The sequence below is a fragment of the Veillonella sp. VA139 genome (assembly GCF_003992005.1).
GTDB lineage: Bacteria > Bacillota > Negativicutes > Veillonellales > Veillonellaceae > F0422.
The window spans coordinates 218496-238137 of sequence record NZ_RQVL01000001.1 but is presented as its reverse complement, the minus strand read 5'-3'; the positions used below and the strand labels follow the sequence as shown (position 1 = coordinate 238137).

The window sequence follows — 19642 nt, the reverse complement described above, 5'->3', positions numbered from 1 at the left end:
ATTAGAGTAGCGTAATGCATTAGTGTGGGAAGAGATTGGTTAATGACTTATATTTATTTTACAGAACACCAATTTTAATTTACACTATAGATAGGTATATTCTTTATTTAAGTATGAGGTATAACATGAAAGAGATTATTCTAGTCACATCTTTTGGTTCCACGGTAGACAGTGCGAGAGAGAACCAAATTTTTCCAGTAGTCGATGCGATTCGCAAAGCATATCCGAATCATGAGGTACGGGTGGCTTTCACATCTAGAATTGTTATTAAACGCTTAAAGGACAGAGGGGTTGTATTCCAAAATGAAATAGAAGCCATGGAAACAATTGTGGAAGAAGGCTATGAACGCATCATTGTGCAGCCTACACATTTAGTAGGTGGTGCAGAGTTTGATAAGCTTCGAAAAAATATTATGGAGTTCAATGGAAAAGGCTCTGTACAAGAGATTGTATTTGGTAGACCTCTTTTGTATTTCATGGGACAAGAAGAGGAAGTGCCAGATGATTATCAAATATTGATTGATTGTTTTATCAAGGCCTTACACGTTCCTGAAACAGAAGATTTACTTCTAGTAGGTCATGGTGGGTTTAATGTGGGTAATGCGTCGTACGCAGTGTTACAATTGAAGTTGCAACAGGAAGGTTTACACAATGTTTCGATTGCCACATTGGAAAATTTCCCAACTCCAGAAGATGTATTACAACGTTGGGAACGAGAAACAGAGTCCCATAAAAAAGTACATCTGCACCCATTGTTATTGGTTTGTGGTGACCATGCATTGAATGATTTGTTTGGCGATGAAGAAGATAGCTTGCTATCTGTATTAACAGGAGCAGGCTATGAAGTGGTGCAATACAAAAAAGGCCTTGGAGAATATGCAGAAATTCAAGCTATCTATACAGAACATTTGACAGATGCTATGAAAGGTTTATATCAAAAACGATTATAATGTTAAAAGTATGTATACCAATGGTTGTAAGTGTTATTGTGATGATTTACAAGGTTGCCACATATACATTAATAGGCAATCATGATATACTAAATTAGTTAACATAGTTTGGGATTAGTGACTTTCACAAGTCCTAGGTAAATACATAGAAGAGGTGTCCTAATGAAAGGTAAATTATATGGTATTGGTGTAGGTCCTGGTGATTCTGAATTGATGACGGTGAAAGCCGCTCGTATTGTGGGAGAAGCAGACGTTATTATTACACCTAAAACAGAAAAGAAAGATGGATCTGTAGCATTACATATTGCAGAACCATATATTCAAGAACATACAGAAATTGTGCCTGTTGTATTCCCGATGGTATTGGATGACAACGAGCAATCCAAGGGCTGGGAAGAAGCGCGCCAAATCATTACGGGTTTATTAGAGCAAGGTAAGCAAGTGGTATTCTTAACATTGGGTGACCCTATGTTCTACAGTACGTACATGTATGTGTATCGCTTGGTAGAGTCCGCAGGTTTTGAGATTGAAACAATCCCAGGGGTAACAGCATTCTGTGCGATTGGATCTCACTTGGGATATCCAATCGTTGAAAAAGAAGAAGTGTTGGCTATCATTCCAGCCACAGCACCAAAAGAAAAAATTGATGCTGTACTTGCCGTAGCTGATGATGCGGTTATTATGAAGGTGTATAGAAATTTTGCTGAAGTACAAGATATACTTCGCAAGCATGACATGGCAGAAGAGGCTGTGATGATTTCTCGTGTTGGACTGCCAGAGGAAGAAGTCTATCGTAACGTAGATGCATTGCCATCTGATACAAAATTAAACTATTTATCTACAATTTTGGCGAAACGTAAAGATCGCTAAGAGGTATGTTATGAATACTGTACAACGACCAAGAATAGTTATAGCAGGCACCAACTCGGGTGTTGGAAAAACAACAATTGTAGCAGGGCTATTGGCGGCTTTGACGGAGCAGGGCAAAGCGGTACAGGCATTTAAAGTAGGCCCGGATTATATTGATCCGGGCTTTCATAAAATTGCTAGCCAACGAGAATGTTATAATTTAGATACATGGCTTGTACCACCACATAAATTGATTCCTTTCTTTGTGGGACAAGCGGAGACTGCTGATATTTCTATTATAGAAGGTGTGATGGGTCTTTATGATGGGGGACGTGAAGGAGTAAGTTCCACTGCACAAGTTGCGAAGGATTTAAAAGCCCCAGTAGTGTTAGTTATCGATTGTAAGGCTATGGGAGAAAGTGCCGCAGCCATTGCTAAAGGCTTTCGGGATTATGATCCGGAGGTTCAATTTGGTGGAGTTATTTTAAATCGATTAGGATCGGATAATCATGAACATATGATACGGACGGCGATGAAGAAATTAGGTGTTCCCGTACTAGGGGCTATTCGTCGTGACGAACGCATGCAATCACCAGAACGTCACTTAGGATTGACACCAGTGACAGAAATTGATCCCACAGAGGCTATTGCTACTATTCGTGAAGCTGTAAAAGTTATGGTGAATTTGGATGCTTTAGTAGAATTAGCACAAAGTGCTTCCAGTTTATCTGTAGATGATGTGGAGATAGTTGAGTCCATAGAAAAACGAGTACGTATTGGCATTGCCATGGATGAAGCATTCTCTTTCTATTATCCAGCTAGCTTAGCAGCTTTAGAAGCAGAAGGGGCGGAGTTGCATTATTTTAGTCCTTTAAAAGATGAATTTTTGCCAGATGTAGATGGTATCTTTTTTGGCGGTGGTTTTCCAGAGATGTTTTTATCTCAATTGGGGAACAATGAATCTATGAAAGATAGTATACGTAAGGCTAGTGAAAAAGGTATGCCAATCTATGCGGAATGCGGTGGTCTCATGTATATGACAGAAGCAGTGACTGATTTTGAAGGAAATACCTATCCGATGGTGGGGATTGTACCAGCTACCTGTGAAATGCAACAAAGTTTACAACGCGTAGGTTATGTAAGTGCCACTATGCTGGAGCCAAGCATTTTAGGATCTGTGAAAGATACTTTGCGTGGACATGAGTTCCATTTTTCTACAATGACACCTACACAAAGTCCATTTCCTTGGGCCTTTGAATTAGTAGGAGGGCGTAAGCCTAAGGCTTATCAAGGTGGATATGCACACAAAAATGTGTTAGCCTCCTATTTACACATTAATTTCTCTGGCAGTGAAGAGGCAGCGAAAGCTTTCGTAGATTCTTGTGAGGACTATAGTAAACGTAAGTAGTAAAAATGCAAGAATCTTAAAATGTAATTTTAATTTGCGTTTTACGCATAATGCAAAAGGTGAAAAAAGATTGACAATTTTTTTGCCACTGTGTATAATAATATCGTTGACAAGCCGGAGTGGCGGAATGGCAGACGCACTTGACTCAAAATCAAGCGGGTAACACCGTGTGGGTTCAAGTCCCACCTCCGGCACCAACGATTAGCAGATACTGTATAAATAGTATCTGCTTTTTTATTTTTAGATTGATAAATGATTTTATTTCATAAGAAGTAGATAGTTATAAATTGTAAAAAGTAATAGAGTTTAGGGTGGCTTAAGAAGTGTAGGTAAATAGGTAGAAAGATAGTTTGTTATGATTATTTTATATAGGTTTCATGATGAAAAATAATTGACGGTTTGTGGAAAATTATATATGATAAATGCAAATCAAGGTGATAATAAATCCCAAAAAGTGTGTTGGAGGATGAAATGGTTACTAGGAAGTCCTAGAGCGAAGGATATGAATGTATAGCTTCACGAAAGGAGGGACCTATGTTAAAAGGTAAAAAAACTTGTGCAAGAACGTATGGATTTACTAGAAGTAGCAGGTGAGGGAGAAAGCTATGAACGAATATACATATACGTTAGACAAGACGGGGTTTTATAAAATCCTTTTTAGTACGTCTTTGATAGTAGCCAAAGAACAATTACATAGCAGGTTAACACCAAAAAAGTTAGAAGGTGCAGTGGATTATATGTGCATGCTCTGTACTTGTATGAATTTGGCTATTGATCAGAATCAACTGGAGTGTGCCAATTTTAATGATGGAATTGTAGAAGAATATGTAAGCTTAGTAGATGTAATCATTAGCAACGAAGGGAGTATTAATTATATAAAAGCTGCTAAAATTGATGAATTGTTTATTAAATCGGCTGAGTTGGTACGTGCACTATTGCAGGGGGGAGTATTGACTGAGCAGTTGCAAGAGTTACAACGGTCCTATCATTGTTGGCACATGAAGCAACGAATGTATAATTCACAAAAAGGTTTACTTCATTAGTGTGTATGAAAGTAGGGTATTCTATCCAAGGGTACAAAAAACTTGCACCAACCCCAATAGTCTTGTAAAATAGAGGTATAACAACTTATATAGTACAAGAATTATTAGGAGGAATTGATTATGGCAGTGAAGATTGGTATTAATGGCTTTGGTCGTATTGGTAAATGCGTCATGCGCGCGGCTCTTAACAACCCAGATGTGGAAGTAGTAGCCATTAATGATACTGGCGATATTGAAGGTTCCGCTTTACTGTTTAAACATGACTCAATTCATGGCAATTTAAGCTGTGACGTGTCTGTAGAAGGCGAATATTTAGTAGTAGACGGTAAAAAAACACGTGTATTCTGTGACCGTGATCCGGCAAACTTAAACTGGTCCTCCGAAGGGGTAGAAGTGGTTATCGAATGTACAGGTGTATTCCGTTCTCGTGAAAAAGCAGCTGCGCATTTAGGTGGCACTGTTAAAAAAGTAATTATTTCCGCACCAGGTAAAGATGAAGATAAAACTATTGTAATGGGCGTGAATGAAAATGAATATGATCCAGCTACGCATCATGTAGTATCTAATGCAAGTTGTACTACAAACTGTTTAGCTCCATTTGCCAAAGTATTGCATCAAGAATTTGGTATTAAACGTGGTATGATGACTACAGTGCATTCTTATACTAATGACCAACGTGTATTGGATGCACCACATAAAGACTTACGTCGTGCTCGTGCAGCAGCGATGTCCATTATTCCTACTACCACAGGCGCAGCGAAAGCAGTGGCTTTAGTATTACCTGAATTGAAAGGTAAATTGAATGGCTTTGCTCTTCGTGTACCTACTCCAAATGTATCTGTTACAGACTTAGTAGTAGAACTTGAAAAAGAAGCAACTAAAGAAAGCATCAATGCGGCATTCCGCAAAGCAGCTGAAGGTGAGTTAAAAGGTATTCTTGGCGTATCTGATTTGCCATTAGTATCCAAAGACTTCAATGGTGATGCTCGTAGTTCTATCGTTGATGCAGATTTGACAATGGTGATGGAAGGCAATATGGCAAAAGTAGTAGCTTGGTATGACAATGAGTGGGGCTATTCCTCTCGTATTGTTGACCTAGCTGTGTACATGAGCAAACGAGGCTTATAATTTGCTGGGGACTACGAGAGTAGTCCCTTTTTGTCGTGTCTATGGATAGGTAATCTCTTGTTTGGATGTGTAGCATGCAAATATTGCGATGGACTGTACTTCATAGACAAGTACACTTACAGCTCTATACGTCTAATGATAGGATTGAGAGATGCTGAATAATCAATTGTAAATAGATAGGAGACAGTATGAAACTTTCACTAGCAAATATGAATGTATCGAACAAAACAGTATTTGTTCGAGTTGATTTTAATGTACCATTGAAAGACGGCGTTATCACAGATGACACCCGGATTCGTGCGACCTTACCTACATTGCGTCATTTGATTGACCAAGGGGCAAAAGTTGTTATTGCATCGCACTTAGGCCGTCCAAAAGGCGAGCGTAAACCAGAGTTTACCTTAGCGCCTTGTGCCAAACGATTGAGTGAATTATTAGAACAACCAGTTCGTTTTGTAGAAGATTGCATCGGCGATATCCCAGCGCAAGCTGTAAGTGAAATGAAGTCCGGTGATGTGGTGGTATTGGAAAATCTTCGTTTCTACAAAGAAGAAGAAAAAAATGCTCCTACTTTTGCGAAAGCCTTAGCAGAGTTAGCGGAAGTAGGCGTGAATGATGCTTTCGGAGTGTCTCACCGTGCCCATGCCTCTGTGGAAGGGATTACGAAATACTTACCAATGGGAGCTGGTTTCTTGCTAGAAAAAGAAATTCGTTATGTAGGTGGTGCTGTAGAGCATCCAGAGCACCCATTTGCAGCTATCATCGGTGGTGCTAAGGTAAGCGATAAAATTGAAGTCATTTCTAACTTATTACCAAAAGTAGAAGTGTTGATCATCGGCGGTGGTATGGCAAATACTTTCGTGGCGGCCCAAGGTCATAATGTGGGTACTTCTTTAGTGGAAGCTGACAAATTTGAACTAGCTCGTGAATTAATCGCTCGTGCGAAAGAAACCAACACTAACCTATTATTACCAGTAGATTTCGTTGTAGCCGATGCTTTCAGTGAAACTGCGAATCATAAGGTAGTGGATGCTACAGCCATCGAAGATGGTTGGATGGCATTAGATATTGGACCAAAGAGTCGTGAGCTATTCGCAGAGGCTTTGGCACCGATGAAAATGATTGTTTGGAATGGTCCGATGGGCGTGTTCGAAATGGAAGCCTTCGCAGGTGGTACCAATGCGGTAGCGAAAGCAGTGGCAGAGGCCAGCGCAACCACTATCGTAGGTGGTGGCGATTCTATTGCGGCCATCGAAAAAAGCGGTTTAAGTCAGAAAATTTCTCATATTTCCACTGGTGGCGGTGCATCCTTAGAATATTTAGAAGGCAAAGTGTTACCAGGTATTGCAGCCTTACAAGAGGCATAGGAGGTTATCATGCGACAACCGATCATTGCAGGAAACTGGAAAATGCATATGACGAATACGGAAGCCACAGTATTCGTAGAACAATTGAAAACATTAGTGGCTGATGCAACGTGTGAAGTGGTGGTATGTCCACCTTTTACGGCCATCAGCACAGTGGCTGATTTAGCGGAAGATACAAAGATTCGCATGGGAGCTCAAAATGTGTTCCACGAAGAATCTGGTGCTTATACAGGGGAAGTATCTCCGGCGATGTTGACGGATTTAGGTGTGTCCTACGTGATTGTAGGTCATTCCGAGCGTCGTTCTATCTTCAAAGAAGTAGATCGTTGCGTGAATAAGCGTGTGCGCATTGTCTTACAACATGGCATGAGCCCTATTCTTTGCGTAGGTGAAAGCTTAAATCAACGTGAAAGCGGAGAAACGGTGGCCTTCATTCATTCCCAATTAGAAATGGGATTGCATGGAGTACCGGCAGAAGAAATGACAGAAGTTGTCATTGCCTATGAACCGATTTGGGCCATTGGCACAGGTCGTACAGCGACGGCGGAACAAGCTGGGGAAGTATGCCAAAGCATTCGTGAGAAAATCGCCGCTATGTATACGCCGGACATTGCAGAACAAGTACGCATTCTATACGGTGGCAGTGTAAAACCGGAGAATGCGAAAGATATTTTAGCCCAAGCCCACGTAGATGGTGCGTTAGTGGGCGGTGCTTCCTTGGAAGCAGAGACTTTCACAGGCATTATTAAGGCCTGTTAACATAGGTTTGAGGTAAAGTATGGCAAAATTAAAAGGACCAGTGATGCTGACCATCCTTGATGGATTCGGCATTGGGGACGGTCAAGATCCAACAAATGCGGTGGTACAAGCGAATCCCCGAACATTTTTAGACCTATGGGACACGTGTCCTCACACCTTGTTAGAAGCGTCTGGTATGGCTGTAGGCTTGCCGGATGGACAAATGGGAAACTCTGAAGTAGGTCATTTGAACATCGGCGCCGGACGCATTGTGTATCAAGAATTGACACGTATCACAAAAGAGGCGCAAGAAGGCACCTTGTTTACTCGTCCTACCTTGGTGAAAGTGTATGAAGAAGGGGCTAAACAAGCTTTACATCTAGTAGGCTTATTGTCGGATGGGGGCGTTCATTCCCATATTGACCATTTGAAATCCTTACTTCGTGGTGCTAAGGGTGCCGGTGTAGGTAAAGTGTATATTCACGCCTTTTTAGATGGTCGTGATGTACCTCCACAAAGTGCCTTGGCCTATATTGATGATATCGAGGCATACTGTAAGGAATTGGGCTTAGGCTCTATTGCGACGGTAGGCGGTCGTTATTATGGTATGGACCGTGATCAACGATGGGAACGAGTACAACTGGCGTATAATGCCATAGTATGTGGTAGTGGCACAGAAGTAGGTTGTGCCCATGAAGCGGTAGAACACAGTTATGTTGATGAAACGACAGATGAATTTGTTATTCCATCTGTGGTGGAAGGGTATGAAGGTATGCAGGATGGAGATGCCATCTTGTTCTTCAACTTCCGTCCTGACCGAGCTCGTCAATTGGTGCGTGCTGTAGTAGATCCTGATTTCACTGGCTTTGAACGGAAACATGTATTGCAAGGTTCCTATGTGGCGAGCATGACTCGGTACGAAGCGGACTTGCCAGTGCCGGTGGTGTATGATAAAGAACTGTTAACAGATACCTTAGGAGAAGTGCTAGCTAAGGGTGGTTATCGTCAATTGCGCATTGCGGAAACAGAGAAATATGCGCATGTGACGTATTTCTTCAATGGTGGTAAGGAAGATGTATTCCCTGGAGAAGATCGAATTTTGGTGCCATCTCCTAAGGTGGCTACCTATGATTTGCAACCAGAGATGAGTGCTCCAGAGGTAACAGAAAAGGTTGTGGCCGCCATTCGCAGTGGCGAGTATGATATGATTATTTTGAATTATGCGAACCCAGATATGGTAGGTCATACCGGTGATTTTGAAGCAGCAAAACGAGCTATTTTAGCCGTAGATGCGGGGCTTTCAGAAATTGTGAAAGCCATTCAAGAGATGAATGGACAGTTGTTGATTACAGCGGACCATGGAAATTCTGAGGTCATGGTGGATCATACCACAGAGATTCCGCACACGGCGCATACGACGAATCCGGTGCCACTGATTTTAGTGGGCGCCCCAGAGGGTGTCACATTGCGACCAGGTCGGCTTTGTGATTTAGCACCAACCATGTTAGCATTAGGGGGCATTGTGCAACCTGAAGCGATGAGTGGTGAAAGTTTGTTAGTACAATAAGGAGAAGTAACAATGGCAGTAATTACTGATGTATACGCAAGAGAGATTATGGATTCCCGTGGCAATCCAACAGTAGAAGTAGAAGTATATTTAGAAGACGGCACAATCGGTCGTGCTGCTGTTCCATCTGGAGCATCCACTGGTCAATTTGAAGCGGTAGAATTGCGTGATGGCGAATCTCCTCGTTATTTAGGTAAAGGTGTATTGCAAGCGGTAGCAAACGTGAACGACATCATTGGACCTGCTATTTTAGGGTTCGATGCATCTGAGCAAGTGGCGATTGACCGCATTATGATTGAATTGGACGGTACGCCTAATAAAGCAAAATTAGGTGCCAATGCTATTTTAGGTGTGTCTATGGCGGTAGCTCGTGCGGCAGCAGAATCCTATGATTTACCATTGTTCCAATACCTTGGCGGTACGAATGCAAAAGAATTGCCAGTGCCAATGATGAACATTTTAAATGGTGGTGCTCATGCAGATAATAACGTGGATATTCAAGAGTTCATGATTATGCCAATCGGTGCTACTAGCTTTATGGAAGCGTTGCGTTATTGTGCAGAAGTATACCATACATTGAAAGGTGTATTGAAAGCAAAAGGATTGGCAACTGGTGTAGGTGACGAAGGGGGATTTGCCCCTAACTTAGGTTCTAATGAAGAAGCATTACAAGTGATTACAGAAGCTATTGAAAAAGCTGGTCTTGTAGTAGGTAAAGATATTGTATTTGCTATTGATGCAGCATCTTCTGAGTTCTACAAAGATGGTAAGTATTACTTAGCTGGTGAAGGCAAAGTAAAAACAGCTGCTGAAATGGTAGAATACTATGCAGAGCTTTGCGAAAAATATCCAATCTACTCCATCGAAGATGGCTTAGCAGAAGAAGATTGGGAAGGCTGGAAACTGTTGACAGATCGCCTTGGCAAAACTGTTCAATTAGTAGGTGACGATTTATTTGTAACGAACACAGAACGCTTGTCTCGTGGTATCAAAGAAGATACAGCAAATGCGATCTTGATCAAAGTGAACCAAATTGGTACGTTGACAGAAACATTCGATGCTATCGAAATGGCAAAACGTGCAGGCTATACAGCAGTTATCTCGCACCGTTCTGGTGAAACAGAAGATTCCACAATTGCCGATATCGCTGTGGCAGTGAACGCTGGCCAAATTAAAACTGGTGCCCCAGCTCGTTCCGAACGCGTAGCGAAATACAATCAATTACTTCGCATTGAAGACATGTTGGCAGAAACGGCGCAATACCGTGGTAGCGATGTGTTTTATAATATCAAACGATAAGGATATATGAAAATAAAAAAGGACCCTGCGGGGTCCTTTTTGTATAAAATCTGTGAAAGACGATATATATAATCTGTGATATAATAGAAAAGATTAATGCTAAATGCATTCTATAGAATTATAAGTGAAGGTGAAAGGATTAGGAAAGGAGGAGTAGGGTGTACAATAATTTTGAAGTGATTGGGGCATTTGCTTTGTATTTAGGCCTCATGATGTACATCGGGGTATATTATTACCGCAAGTCTAATAGCTTAGACGACTATATTTTAGGAGGTCGCCAGCTAGGCCCTTGGATCACGTCCATGAGTGCGGAAGCCTCTGACATGAGTGGATGGATGTTGATGGGTTTACCTGGATTTGCCTACTCAACTGGGATATCGGCGTTATGGATTGCCATTGGTTTAGCTTTGGGAACGTGGCTGAACTGGGTATTCGTATCGAAACGATTGCGCAATTATACAGAGGTAGCGAATAATAGTTTGACTATACCGGATTATTTGAAAAACCGTTTTCATGATACATCAAGAATTGTGCCGGTTGTGTCTGCTATCTTCATCGTTATATTCTTCTTAATTTACACGTCTTCTGGATTTGTAGCAGGTGGTAAATTATTTAATACCATTTTTGGATTAGATTATATGACATCCCTCTTTATTACAGCGGGAGTAGTTATTTTCTACACATTTTTAGGTGGATTCTTAGCCGTTAGTTTAACAGACTGCATTCAAGGAACCATGATGTTCTTCGCCATCTTGTTGGTGCCTGTAACGGCAGCTATGTATTTAGGTGGTCCTGCAGAAACGGTTCATTTAATTGCAACGGAGTTCCCTGCAGGGTTATCCATTTGGGGACCGGAACAAGATACTTTCACCTTGGCAGTAGGTATTATTTCTAGCTTAGGATGGGGGCTTGGTTACTTTGGCCAACCTCATATCTTAGTGCGTTTCATGGCGATTTCCGATGCGAAAGAGTTGAAAAAAGCTACGAATATTGCCATGATTTGGGTTGTGATCTCCTTGTTGGCTGCGGTGGCAGTTGGTCTTGTTGGTAAAGTATATTTAACAACACCTCTAGTAGATGCTGATGCAGAAACAGTATTCCTTGTGATGAGCGAGCATTTATTTAACCCATTTGTGGCAGGCTTAATTTGGTCCGCCGTATTGGCAGCGATCATGAGTACAGCCTCTGCGCAATTACTAGTGACAGCCTCTTCTGTGTCACAAGACTTGTACCGTAACGTGTTTGCTCGTGATGCAGGAGACCGTGAATTAGTTATGGTTAGCCGTGCTACTGTATTGATTGTATCTGCCATTGCTATCGTGATGGCTGTGAATCCACAAAGCTATATCTTGACGATGGTGGCCTATGCATGGGCAGGGTTCGGCGCTGCCTTTGGTCCAGCTATTTTAATCTCGTTGACTTGGAAACGTATGACTCTGAAAGGCTGTATTGCTGGTATCTTAGTAGGTGGTATTACCGTTCTTGTATGGAAACAATTTGGTTGGTTCGGCTTGTATGAAATCGTACCAGGTTTCATCTTGTCTGCCATTGCTATCTTTGTAGTAAGCTTGTTGGATCATGAGCCAAGCAAAGAAATCCAAGCGGAGTTCGATGCATCAGAACAAATGCATATTTTATAATTACATACACATTGTAAACGAAATGTTGGGGCTAGTCCTTCGGGAGTAGTGCCAACATTTTTTTTGTAGAAGATACTTATAGATGATGCGCTTATAAAGCACACATTTAGTAATCATTGGGGTCTGTATGAATTAGCATATTTTTTTACCAATATGTATGGATACAACTATAAGTCCTAGTAGGTCTTGTTAGAAAGTTATAACGTGCGGTAAGAAAGGTACTGTCTTAAGGGGAACGTGTAACAAGATAGGTATGTCTGCTAGTTCATGATGAAGGAAATAGTTGTACTAGGTGAATAGTATAAAAAACTGTAAGGTGCATATAACGATATAGGCAATGACTATGGAAAGGATAGGATAGTTCTAGCGCACACGGTTTATACTAACCCATAAAAATGGTATAATGAATAAATACGATTCGATGAGTGTACAGTTAGAGAGGAGGAAAGACATATGGATGCTAGAGCTTTACGAGCATTGCAACATTTTTATGGATATTCTAGTTTTCGCCCCGCTCAAGAGGTGCCAGTGACAGCGTTGTTGGAGAACCAAGATGTGCTAGGCATCATGCCTACTGGGGCAGGTAAATCGATTTGCTTTCAAATTCCTGCTATGCTAAAGGCGGGCATTACCATTGTATTTTCTCCGTTGATTTCCTTGATGCAAGATCAGGTGGATACCTTGAAAGAGCAAGGTATGCCAGCAGCGTATATGAATAGCACCCTCAGCCGAGAGGAACAAAATAAAATACTCTATTTCTTGCGTGAAGGGCGTATCAAATTATTATATTTGGCGCCAGAAAAATTAGAGTCCGAAGGGTTTTGTGAGTTTCTGAGAGGGCTGCCGATCAGTCAAGTGATTATTGATGAAGCCCATTGCGTGTCACAATGGGGCCATGATTTTAGGCCTTCTTTCACGGCCATAGGACCTTTTATTAAGAGCTTGCCGCATAGACCTGTGGTAGGGGCTTTCACAGCCAGCGCTACGGAAGAAGTAGAACGTGATATGAAACAGCTCTTAGGATTGGAGAATGCTCGTGTGCATATTACGGGATTTGATCGTCCTAATTTAGCGTTTTCTGTGATTCACGAAAGCAAGCGCATGGAATATGTACGGGATTATGTGCTACACAACCCAAATGATGTGGGGATTATCTATTGCGCCACTAGGGCGAATGTGGAAAAGGTTTATCGAGAGCTATTGCGATACGGCGTGAAAGCAGGTTACTACCATGGCGGTTTATCTGATGAAGAACGTAAGTACCAGCAGAATCGTTACGCCTTTGATGAAGTACAAGTCATGGTTGCTACTAATGCATTTGGTATGGGCATTGATAAAAGCAATGTGCGCTATGTGATTCATTACCAAATGCCACGAAATATGGAGAGTTATTACCAAGAGGCAGGTCGTGCTGGACGAGATGGAGCCGATGCAGATTGTATTTTGCTCTACAATGGGCAAGATGTGGCAGTACATCAATATATTTTGAGCCAAAGTGATTTGCCACCAGAACGACAACGGATCGAGCGGAATATGCTACAAGCTATGATCGATTATTGTCATACACCTATGTGTCTACGTAAATTCATGTTGTCTTATTTTGGTGAACAAGTGCCTTGGGATCAATGTCATCATTGCAGTACCTGTGATGAACCACGAGTGGCAGTGGATGTAACAGCCGAGGCGAGCGCCGTATTGCATACGATTTGGAATACCGAAGAACGATATGGTGTGACCATGATTACGGATATCCTATGTGGGAATCGGACGGAGCGTATTGAGAAGTTTCGCTTACACCGATTGTCTGTATTTGGCAAATTAAATCGTTGGGCAGATAAAGATGTAAAAGGTTTTATTAAGCGCTTAATGGCGATGGGGTATGTGACGTCTTCGGGAGGACAATATCCTATTTTATCCCTTACAGAACAAGGTCATGAAGTATTAGCGGGACGGGTCACTGTGAAAGATGTGCCTATTGAGGTAGGGGAACATCGTCCTATGCAGGGTCGTTCTAAATCAAATGCTCTAGCAAAAGCCACTAAGAATAACTCCTTATTTGAGGCTCTGCGTGTGCATCGTTTGGAACTTTCAAAAATAGAAGGGGTCAAACCGTTCATGATCTTTTCAGATGCTACCTTATTGGATATGGTAGCAAAAGAACCGTTGACCTTAGGAGATATGGCGAATGTGAAAGGCGTAGGAGATATGAAATTGCGCAAATATGGGAATGAATTTTTGAAGGTCATAGCCGAGTTTAAGGGCAACATATAGCGATAGATGGAAATGTAAAAGTTAGCTTAGAGATCACTGTAAAAATCAATACAGATATTACTGTGATTATTAATATACATATTTCTATAGATTTAAAAATAGGATAGATATAAATATAGATGCAAATGTAGATATACATACTATATGCTGATACAGTTTAGCATAGTTTCGTATATAAGGAGGCATAAATGAGTGTAGCAGATACGCAGTATTTACAGATTATAGAGAATATTTTAGACCATGGGTATTATGCCAACAATCGCACAGGCATTGCGACCTATAAATTACCGCATCAAGTGATGCAATTCAATTTAGCAGAAGAATTTCCGATTTTAACCACAAAATTTGTGGCTTTCAAAACAGCCATAAAAGAGTTGCTTTGGATTTGGCAATTGCAATCTAATGATGTGCGCCAGTTGCAGGCCATGAATGTAAAAGTTTGGGATGAATGGATGCGTGAAGATGGCACCATTGGTAAGGCCTATGGATATCAAATTGCCAAATATAAACAGTTAGATAATTTATTGGATATGCTCCAAAAGGACCCGCAAAGTCGACGTATGATTGTGACTTTGTGGAATATTGAAGACTTGCCAGATATGGCATTGCAACCATGCGCCTATGAAACATTATGGGATGTCACTGATGGTCGCTTAAATTGTATGCTTGTCCAACGCAGTGGGGATATGGGATTAGGCGTGCCTTTTAATACAGCACAGTATGCAGCGTTGGTTCATATGATTGCCCAAGTATCTGGATTGCAGGCGGGACAATTCACGCATGTTATCAATAATGCTCACATTTATGAGAACCATGTAGAAGCTTTGCGTACCCAATTAGAGCGCCGTGAGAAAGCTTTGCCAGCACCCATATTGCGAATTAATCCAGATGTGACTGATTTTTATGATTTCAAAGCTGAAGATATTATTTTAGAGGGGTATGAGCATCTAGGAAAATTATCTATGACCGTGGCGGTTTAAGTATGCAAACATAGAGTTTATCTAGGTAAACTCTATAGTGTGTATAGGATAGAGGGCATTGGTTGACTCTAGGAATATGTCACGGATGTATTGGGCGTATTTAACGTTGTGATAGGTAGGATATAGTTTAGTATGTCCTATGATATATAGGAGGGCTCTTTGTTAGCAATGATTGTAGCGGTGGCTGAAAATGGAGTCATCGGTAAAGATAATCAATTAATCTGGCGTATTCCAGAGGATTTACAATATTTTAAAAAGCGCACTACAGGACATGTGATTATTATGGGACGAAAGACATTAGAGTCTTTGCCGTTTTTATTGCCTAATCGTGAACATTGGGTTATTACGTCCCAATTGGATTACATACCACCTTATGAAGGTGTGAAAGTATTCCATAGTCCAGAGGAAGCGGCACAAGCGGCGCAAGACCTAGAGTTAGCGTATTGCATTGGCGGGGCGCAGGTGTATGTAAGTATGGCGCCTTATGCAGATCGTTTGTATGTGACGGAGTTACACCGAGCTTTCACTGGAGATGTGACGTTTATGGAGCATACCAAGCCAGAATGGATAGAGATAGAGCGTACACCGGGCGCTGGGCAAGAGGACTTGACCTATGATTTTGTAACCTATGAAAGGCGGAAATAGAATGGAAATACATGTAGTGATAGCCCAAGAGTTAGGGGTAAAGCCACATCAAGTTGAAGCGGCCATTACTTTATTAGATGAGGGCAATACAGTACCATTTATTGCACGGTATCGAAAAGAAGTGACTGGTGAGTTAAAAGATGAACAATTGCGTGACATCGAAGAACGAGTGAAGTATTTGCGCAATTTGTTACAACGTAAAGAAGAAGTAACAAAATCTATCGAAGAACAGGGAAAATTGACGGAAGAATTGTCCGCTTCTATTGCTAAGGCTATGAAGTTGCAAGAGTTAGAAGATTTATATTTGCCGTTCCGTCCGAAAAAACGAACTCGTGCGTCCATGGCGAGAGACAGAGGTTTGGAGCCATTGTCACAGGCCTTCTTCACGATGAAAACGGAAGAGGAGTTACGCCAAGTAGCTGCGGAGTATATTACCGAAGAAGTGCCAACAGTGGAAGATGCCTTACAAGGGGCCATGGATATTGTGGCGGAAGATGTGAGCGAACGAGCAGATATTCGCCAATACTTGCGCAAAGCCATGTGGGAAACAGGGCATATGAAAACGGAACTTGTAGGCGAAGAAGAAGTCAATCAGGGATTCTTGCAATATAATGAAGAATACAATGAATCGATTCGTCAAGTGCCTTCCCATCGTGTATTAGCCATGAATCGTGGAGAAACATTAGGGGCCTTAAAAGTTGGATTTGTGGTGCCCGATGATACCTTTGTGCACTATATGTTTGACGTAGTAGAAGGAACTCAAAATTTAGAACATTGTTTTGTGCGCAATGCCATCGTAGATTCCTACAAACGATTGATTTACCCATCTTTGGAGAGAGAAACTCGCAACACTATGACAGAGCAAGCAGAAGAGCAGGCTATCAAAGTATTTGGTACGAACTTGCGCAATCTATTGCTCCAAGCACCTTTATCTGGGCATGTCATTATGGGCTTAGACCCAGGATATTGTACGGGCTGTAAAATGGCCATCATTGACAGGGAAGGTAATGTCCTAGATTATGGGGCTTACTATCTTACGATGAGTGATAAACAAGCAGATCGTGCCAAACAAGAATTGGCTAAAAAGATTCGCCAATATGGTGTTACTTTGATTTCTATCGGCAATGGTACTGCTTCTTATGAAACAGAGCAATTTACATCTGCTATGATTGCTGAAGAAGGCTTAGATTGCCATTATATTATTACCAATGAAGCAGGTGCATCTGTATATTCTGCATCTAAATTAGCCATTGAAGAATTGCCAGATTTAGATGTATCTATCCGTGGTGCCGTATCTATTGCACGCCGTGTACAAGATCCATTGGCGGAATCTGTGAAGATTGACCCAAAATCAATCGGTGTCGGTCAATACCAACATGATGTGAATCAAAAACAATTGGGCGCCACCTTAGATCAAGTGGTAGAAACTGTGGTCAACCATGTAGGGGTAGAGCTCAATACAGCATCTCCAGCGATATTGAAACATGTGTCTGGTATCTCTAGCACAGTGGCGAATAATATTATTGCTTACCGTAAGGAACATGGTGCTTTTACAAATCGTAAACAATTATTGAAAGTAGCTCGTTTAGGCCCTGCAGCTTTTACGCAATGTGCAGGATTCTTGCGTATTGGACAAGGGGAGAACCCATTGGATGCGACACCAGTGCATCCAGAATCGTATGAAGTGGCTCAAGGCGTATTGACACAATTGGGGATGTCTCTAGAAGATTTACGAGATAAAGCGACGTTGGAAAGGGCCAAGGCAAAACTGCAAGCTGTGGATGTGGAAGAGTTGGCGAAACAGTTGGAAGCTGGTGTACCTACAGTGCGAGATATTGTAGAAGCCTTGCAAAAACCAGGTCGTGACCCACGGGAAGACTTACCAGCACCGATGACACGAAAACAAATAGCTAGCTTGGAAGATATGCAAGTAGGCACTGTAGTTAAAGGAACCGTACATAATGTGGTGGACTTTGGGGCCTTTGTAGACTTTGGTGTAAAAATCAATGGATTGCTGCATAAAAGTGAGTTTTGCGCTTACCATGAACATCCATCTGATGTATTGGCAGTAGGAGATATTATCGAAGTAGAGATTATTTCTGTTGATGCAAAACGGAACCGTATCGGTTTATCTATGAAACGAGAAAAGCCAAAAGATCCAAACCGCCAAGGTCATAGACGTAATGGCGCTGGAAACACTCGTCGAGATACACAACATAAAACTGGTGAACAACAAAAAGGCGAAAGACAACAGGGGCGAAATCCTAAAAACTCAAAAGGTAGTCCTATGCGCGATAGAAATAAAGGCAATGGTGGAACCCGTCGAGAAAAAGAGCAGGACTTAGGGGCTTTATTACAACAATGGGCTGACCGTGGAGGACGTAAACGATGATTTATATCATAAGTATATTGACTTTTGCCCTTGATCAAGTAGCAAAATGGTATGTACAAAGCCACTTTCGATTAGGTGAATCTGTGCCAGTTGTACCTGATGTATTTCATTGGACCTATATTGTAAACCATGGAGCAGCCTTTGGTATGTTGATGCACCAACGATGGATATTGTTGTTGGTGGTGGTACTTTTGTTAGGCGCTATGTACGTAGGTCGTAAGAAATTAGCTATGGCACCGTTATATGCACGAATTGGGACGGGTACGCTCTTGGGTGGTGCCTTGGGCAATGCCTGGGATCGTTTGTACTTAGGTGGGGTAGTGGATTTCTTTGATTTCCGAGTATGGCCTATCTTTAATATTGCAGATATTGGTATTTGCATTGGTGTACCTTTGTTGATTCTATATTTTTGGTCCTATGAAAGCCAAAAACAGAGAGGTAAATAATGGAAACAAAACAATATATAGTAGAGGCTCAAGATGAGGGTACACGATTAGATGTGTACCTCACGAAAGCGCTGGGTCAGTCACGTAGCTATGTGCAATCCTTAGTGAAAGAGGGGCATGTACAAGTGAACGGCAAAACAGGAAAATCGAATTTGAAACTATCATCATCTAGCGAAATTCTTGTGACCATTCCAGAGGTCCAAGAAGTAGAGGTAGAACCAGAGGACATTCCACTGGATATTCTCTTTGAAGATTCTCATATGATTGTCATCAATAAAGCTCGTGGCATGGTGGTCCACCCAGCGGTGGGGAACCATTCGGGTACCTTGGTGAATGCACTCCTCTTTCATTGTAAAGATTTATCTGGTATCAATGGGGAAATTCGTCCAGGCATCGTGCACCGCTTAGACAAAGATACATCTGGTGTTATGATGGCAGCAAAAAATAATGAAGCACATTTGGGATTAGCGGAGCAAGTGAAAGAACATAGTGCTACCAGAACCTATTATGCATTAGTACAAGGCAATATTGCAGAAGAAAAAGGGACTATCAAGGCTCCTATTGGTCGCCATCCTAAAGATCGTATGAAAATGGCGGTGGTCTTTGAAAATAGTAAAGAAGCAGTGACCCATTTCCGTGTACTAGAACGATATGGTAAGCATACATTAATCGAATGCCAACTAGAAACGGGTAGGACTCACCAAATTCGTATACATTTAGCCTATATTGGACATCCTGTGGTGAATGATCCGTTCTATGGCTTCCGTAAAATGGATTTTCCTATTGTAGGGCAGGCATTACATTCTAAAACATTATCTGTGAAACATCCTATGACAGGGGAAGCATTACATTTTGAAGCGCCATTGCCGGAAGATTTCTTGGCATGTATTGAGTATGCGAAAGAGCATAATCGATAAGG

Annotated in this window: 16 protein-coding genes and 1 tRNA gene; all 17 read left to right on the top strand. The window is 41.6% G+C overall.

The features are described from left to right. Positions 1–125 precede the first annotated feature (125 nt). Positions 126–950, top strand: a complete 825-nt coding sequence (locus EO125_RS01210) for a sirohydrochlorin cobaltochelatase (RefSeq protein ID WP_127147283.1) — start codon at positions 126–128, stop codon at positions 948–950. 162 nt (positions 951–1112) lie between these two features. Beyond that, the gene (gene cobI / locus EO125_RS01205; protein WP_127147282.1) at positions 1113–1820 is read left to right on the top strand and encodes a precorrin-2 C(20)-methyltransferase; all 708 of its coding nucleotides are present in this window, start codon (positions 1113–1115) and stop codon (positions 1818–1820) included. A gap of 10 nt (positions 1821–1830) precedes the next feature. Then, the gene (locus EO125_RS01200; RefSeq protein ID WP_127147281.1) at positions 1831–3207 is read left to right on the top strand and encodes a cobyrinate a,c-diamide synthase; all 1377 of its coding nucleotides are present in this window, start codon (positions 1831–1833) and stop codon (positions 3205–3207) included. A gap of 113 nt (positions 3208–3320) precedes the next feature. Then, a tRNA-Leu gene (locus EO125_RS01195) sits at positions 3321–3404 on the top strand. A gap of 408 nt (positions 3405–3812) precedes the next feature. After that, on the top strand, positions 3813–4250 hold the full coding sequence (locus tag EO125_RS01190) for a hypothetical protein (protein WP_127147280.1): 438 nt from the start codon (positions 3813–3815) through the stop codon (positions 4248–4250). A gap of 120 nt (positions 4251–4370) precedes the next feature. Next, positions 4371–5378 (top strand): type I glyceraldehyde-3-phosphate dehydrogenase, encoded by a 1008-nt coding sequence (gene gap, locus EO125_RS01185; protein ID WP_127147279.1) that lies wholly within the window; start codon positions 4371–4373, stop codon positions 5376–5378. A gap of 188 nt (positions 5379–5566) precedes the next feature. Continuing rightward, positions 5567–6745, top strand: a complete 1179-nt coding sequence (gene pgk, locus EO125_RS01180) for a phosphoglycerate kinase (protein ID WP_127147278.1) — start codon at positions 5567–5569, stop codon at positions 6743–6745. Between the two features lie 6 nt (positions 6746–6751). Then, the gene (tpiA, locus tag EO125_RS01175) at positions 6752–7504 is read left to right on the top strand and encodes a triose-phosphate isomerase (protein WP_370447280.1); all 753 of its coding nucleotides are present in this window, start codon (positions 6752–6754) and stop codon (positions 7502–7504) included. A 19-nt stretch (positions 7505–7523) separates the two neighbouring features. Then, complete coding sequence (gene gpmI, locus EO125_RS01170; RefSeq protein WP_127147276.1) at positions 7524–9050, top strand: 2,3-bisphosphoglycerate-independent phosphoglycerate mutase; 1527 nt, start codon at positions 7524–7526, stop codon at positions 9048–9050. 12 nt (positions 9051–9062) lie between these two features. Next, on the top strand, positions 9063–10349 hold the full coding sequence (gene eno, locus EO125_RS01165) for a phosphopyruvate hydratase (protein ID WP_127147275.1): 1287 nt from the start codon (positions 9063–9065) through the stop codon (positions 10347–10349). A 209-nt stretch (positions 10350–10558) separates the two neighbouring features. Then, the gene (gene putP, locus EO125_RS01160) at positions 10559–11989 is read left to right on the top strand and encodes a sodium/proline symporter PutP (RefSeq protein WP_240630408.1); all 1431 of its coding nucleotides are present in this window, start codon (positions 10559–10561) and stop codon (positions 11987–11989) included. A gap of 453 nt (positions 11990–12442) precedes the next feature. Continuing rightward, positions 12443–14260, top strand: coding sequence for a DNA helicase RecQ (gene recQ / locus EO125_RS01155; RefSeq protein WP_127147273.1), 1818 nt, complete (start codon positions 12443–12445; stop codon positions 14258–14260). Positions 14261–14448: 188 nt separating this feature from the next. Further along, entirely contained in the window at positions 14449–15240 is a 792-nt protein-coding gene (locus EO125_RS01150; RefSeq protein WP_127147272.1) for a thymidylate synthase, read from the top strand. Between the two features lie 159 nt (positions 15241–15399). Beyond that, positions 15400–15885 carry a dihydrofolate reductase gene (locus EO125_RS01145; protein WP_127147271.1) on the top strand — a complete coding sequence of 162 codons (486 nt, stop codon included), beginning with the start codon at positions 15400–15402 and terminating at the stop codon, positions 15883–15885. Position 15886: 1 nt separating this feature from the next. Continuing rightward, on the top strand, positions 15887–18277 hold the full coding sequence (locus EO125_RS01140) for a Tex family protein (RefSeq protein WP_127147270.1): 2391 nt from the start codon (positions 15887–15889) through the stop codon (positions 18275–18277). Next, entirely contained in the window at positions 18274–18723 is a 450-nt protein-coding gene (gene lspA / locus EO125_RS01135; protein WP_127147269.1) for a signal peptidase II, read from the top strand. The genes EO125_RS01140 and lspA overlap by 4 nt, the downstream gene beginning before the upstream one ends. Then, positions 18723–19640 carry an RluA family pseudouridine synthase gene (locus EO125_RS01130; protein WP_127147268.1) on the top strand — a complete coding sequence of 306 codons (918 nt, stop codon included), beginning with the start codon at positions 18723–18725 and terminating at the stop codon, positions 19638–19640. The genes lspA and EO125_RS01130 overlap by 1 nt, the downstream gene beginning before the upstream one ends. Positions 19641–19642: the final 2 nt, after the last annotated feature.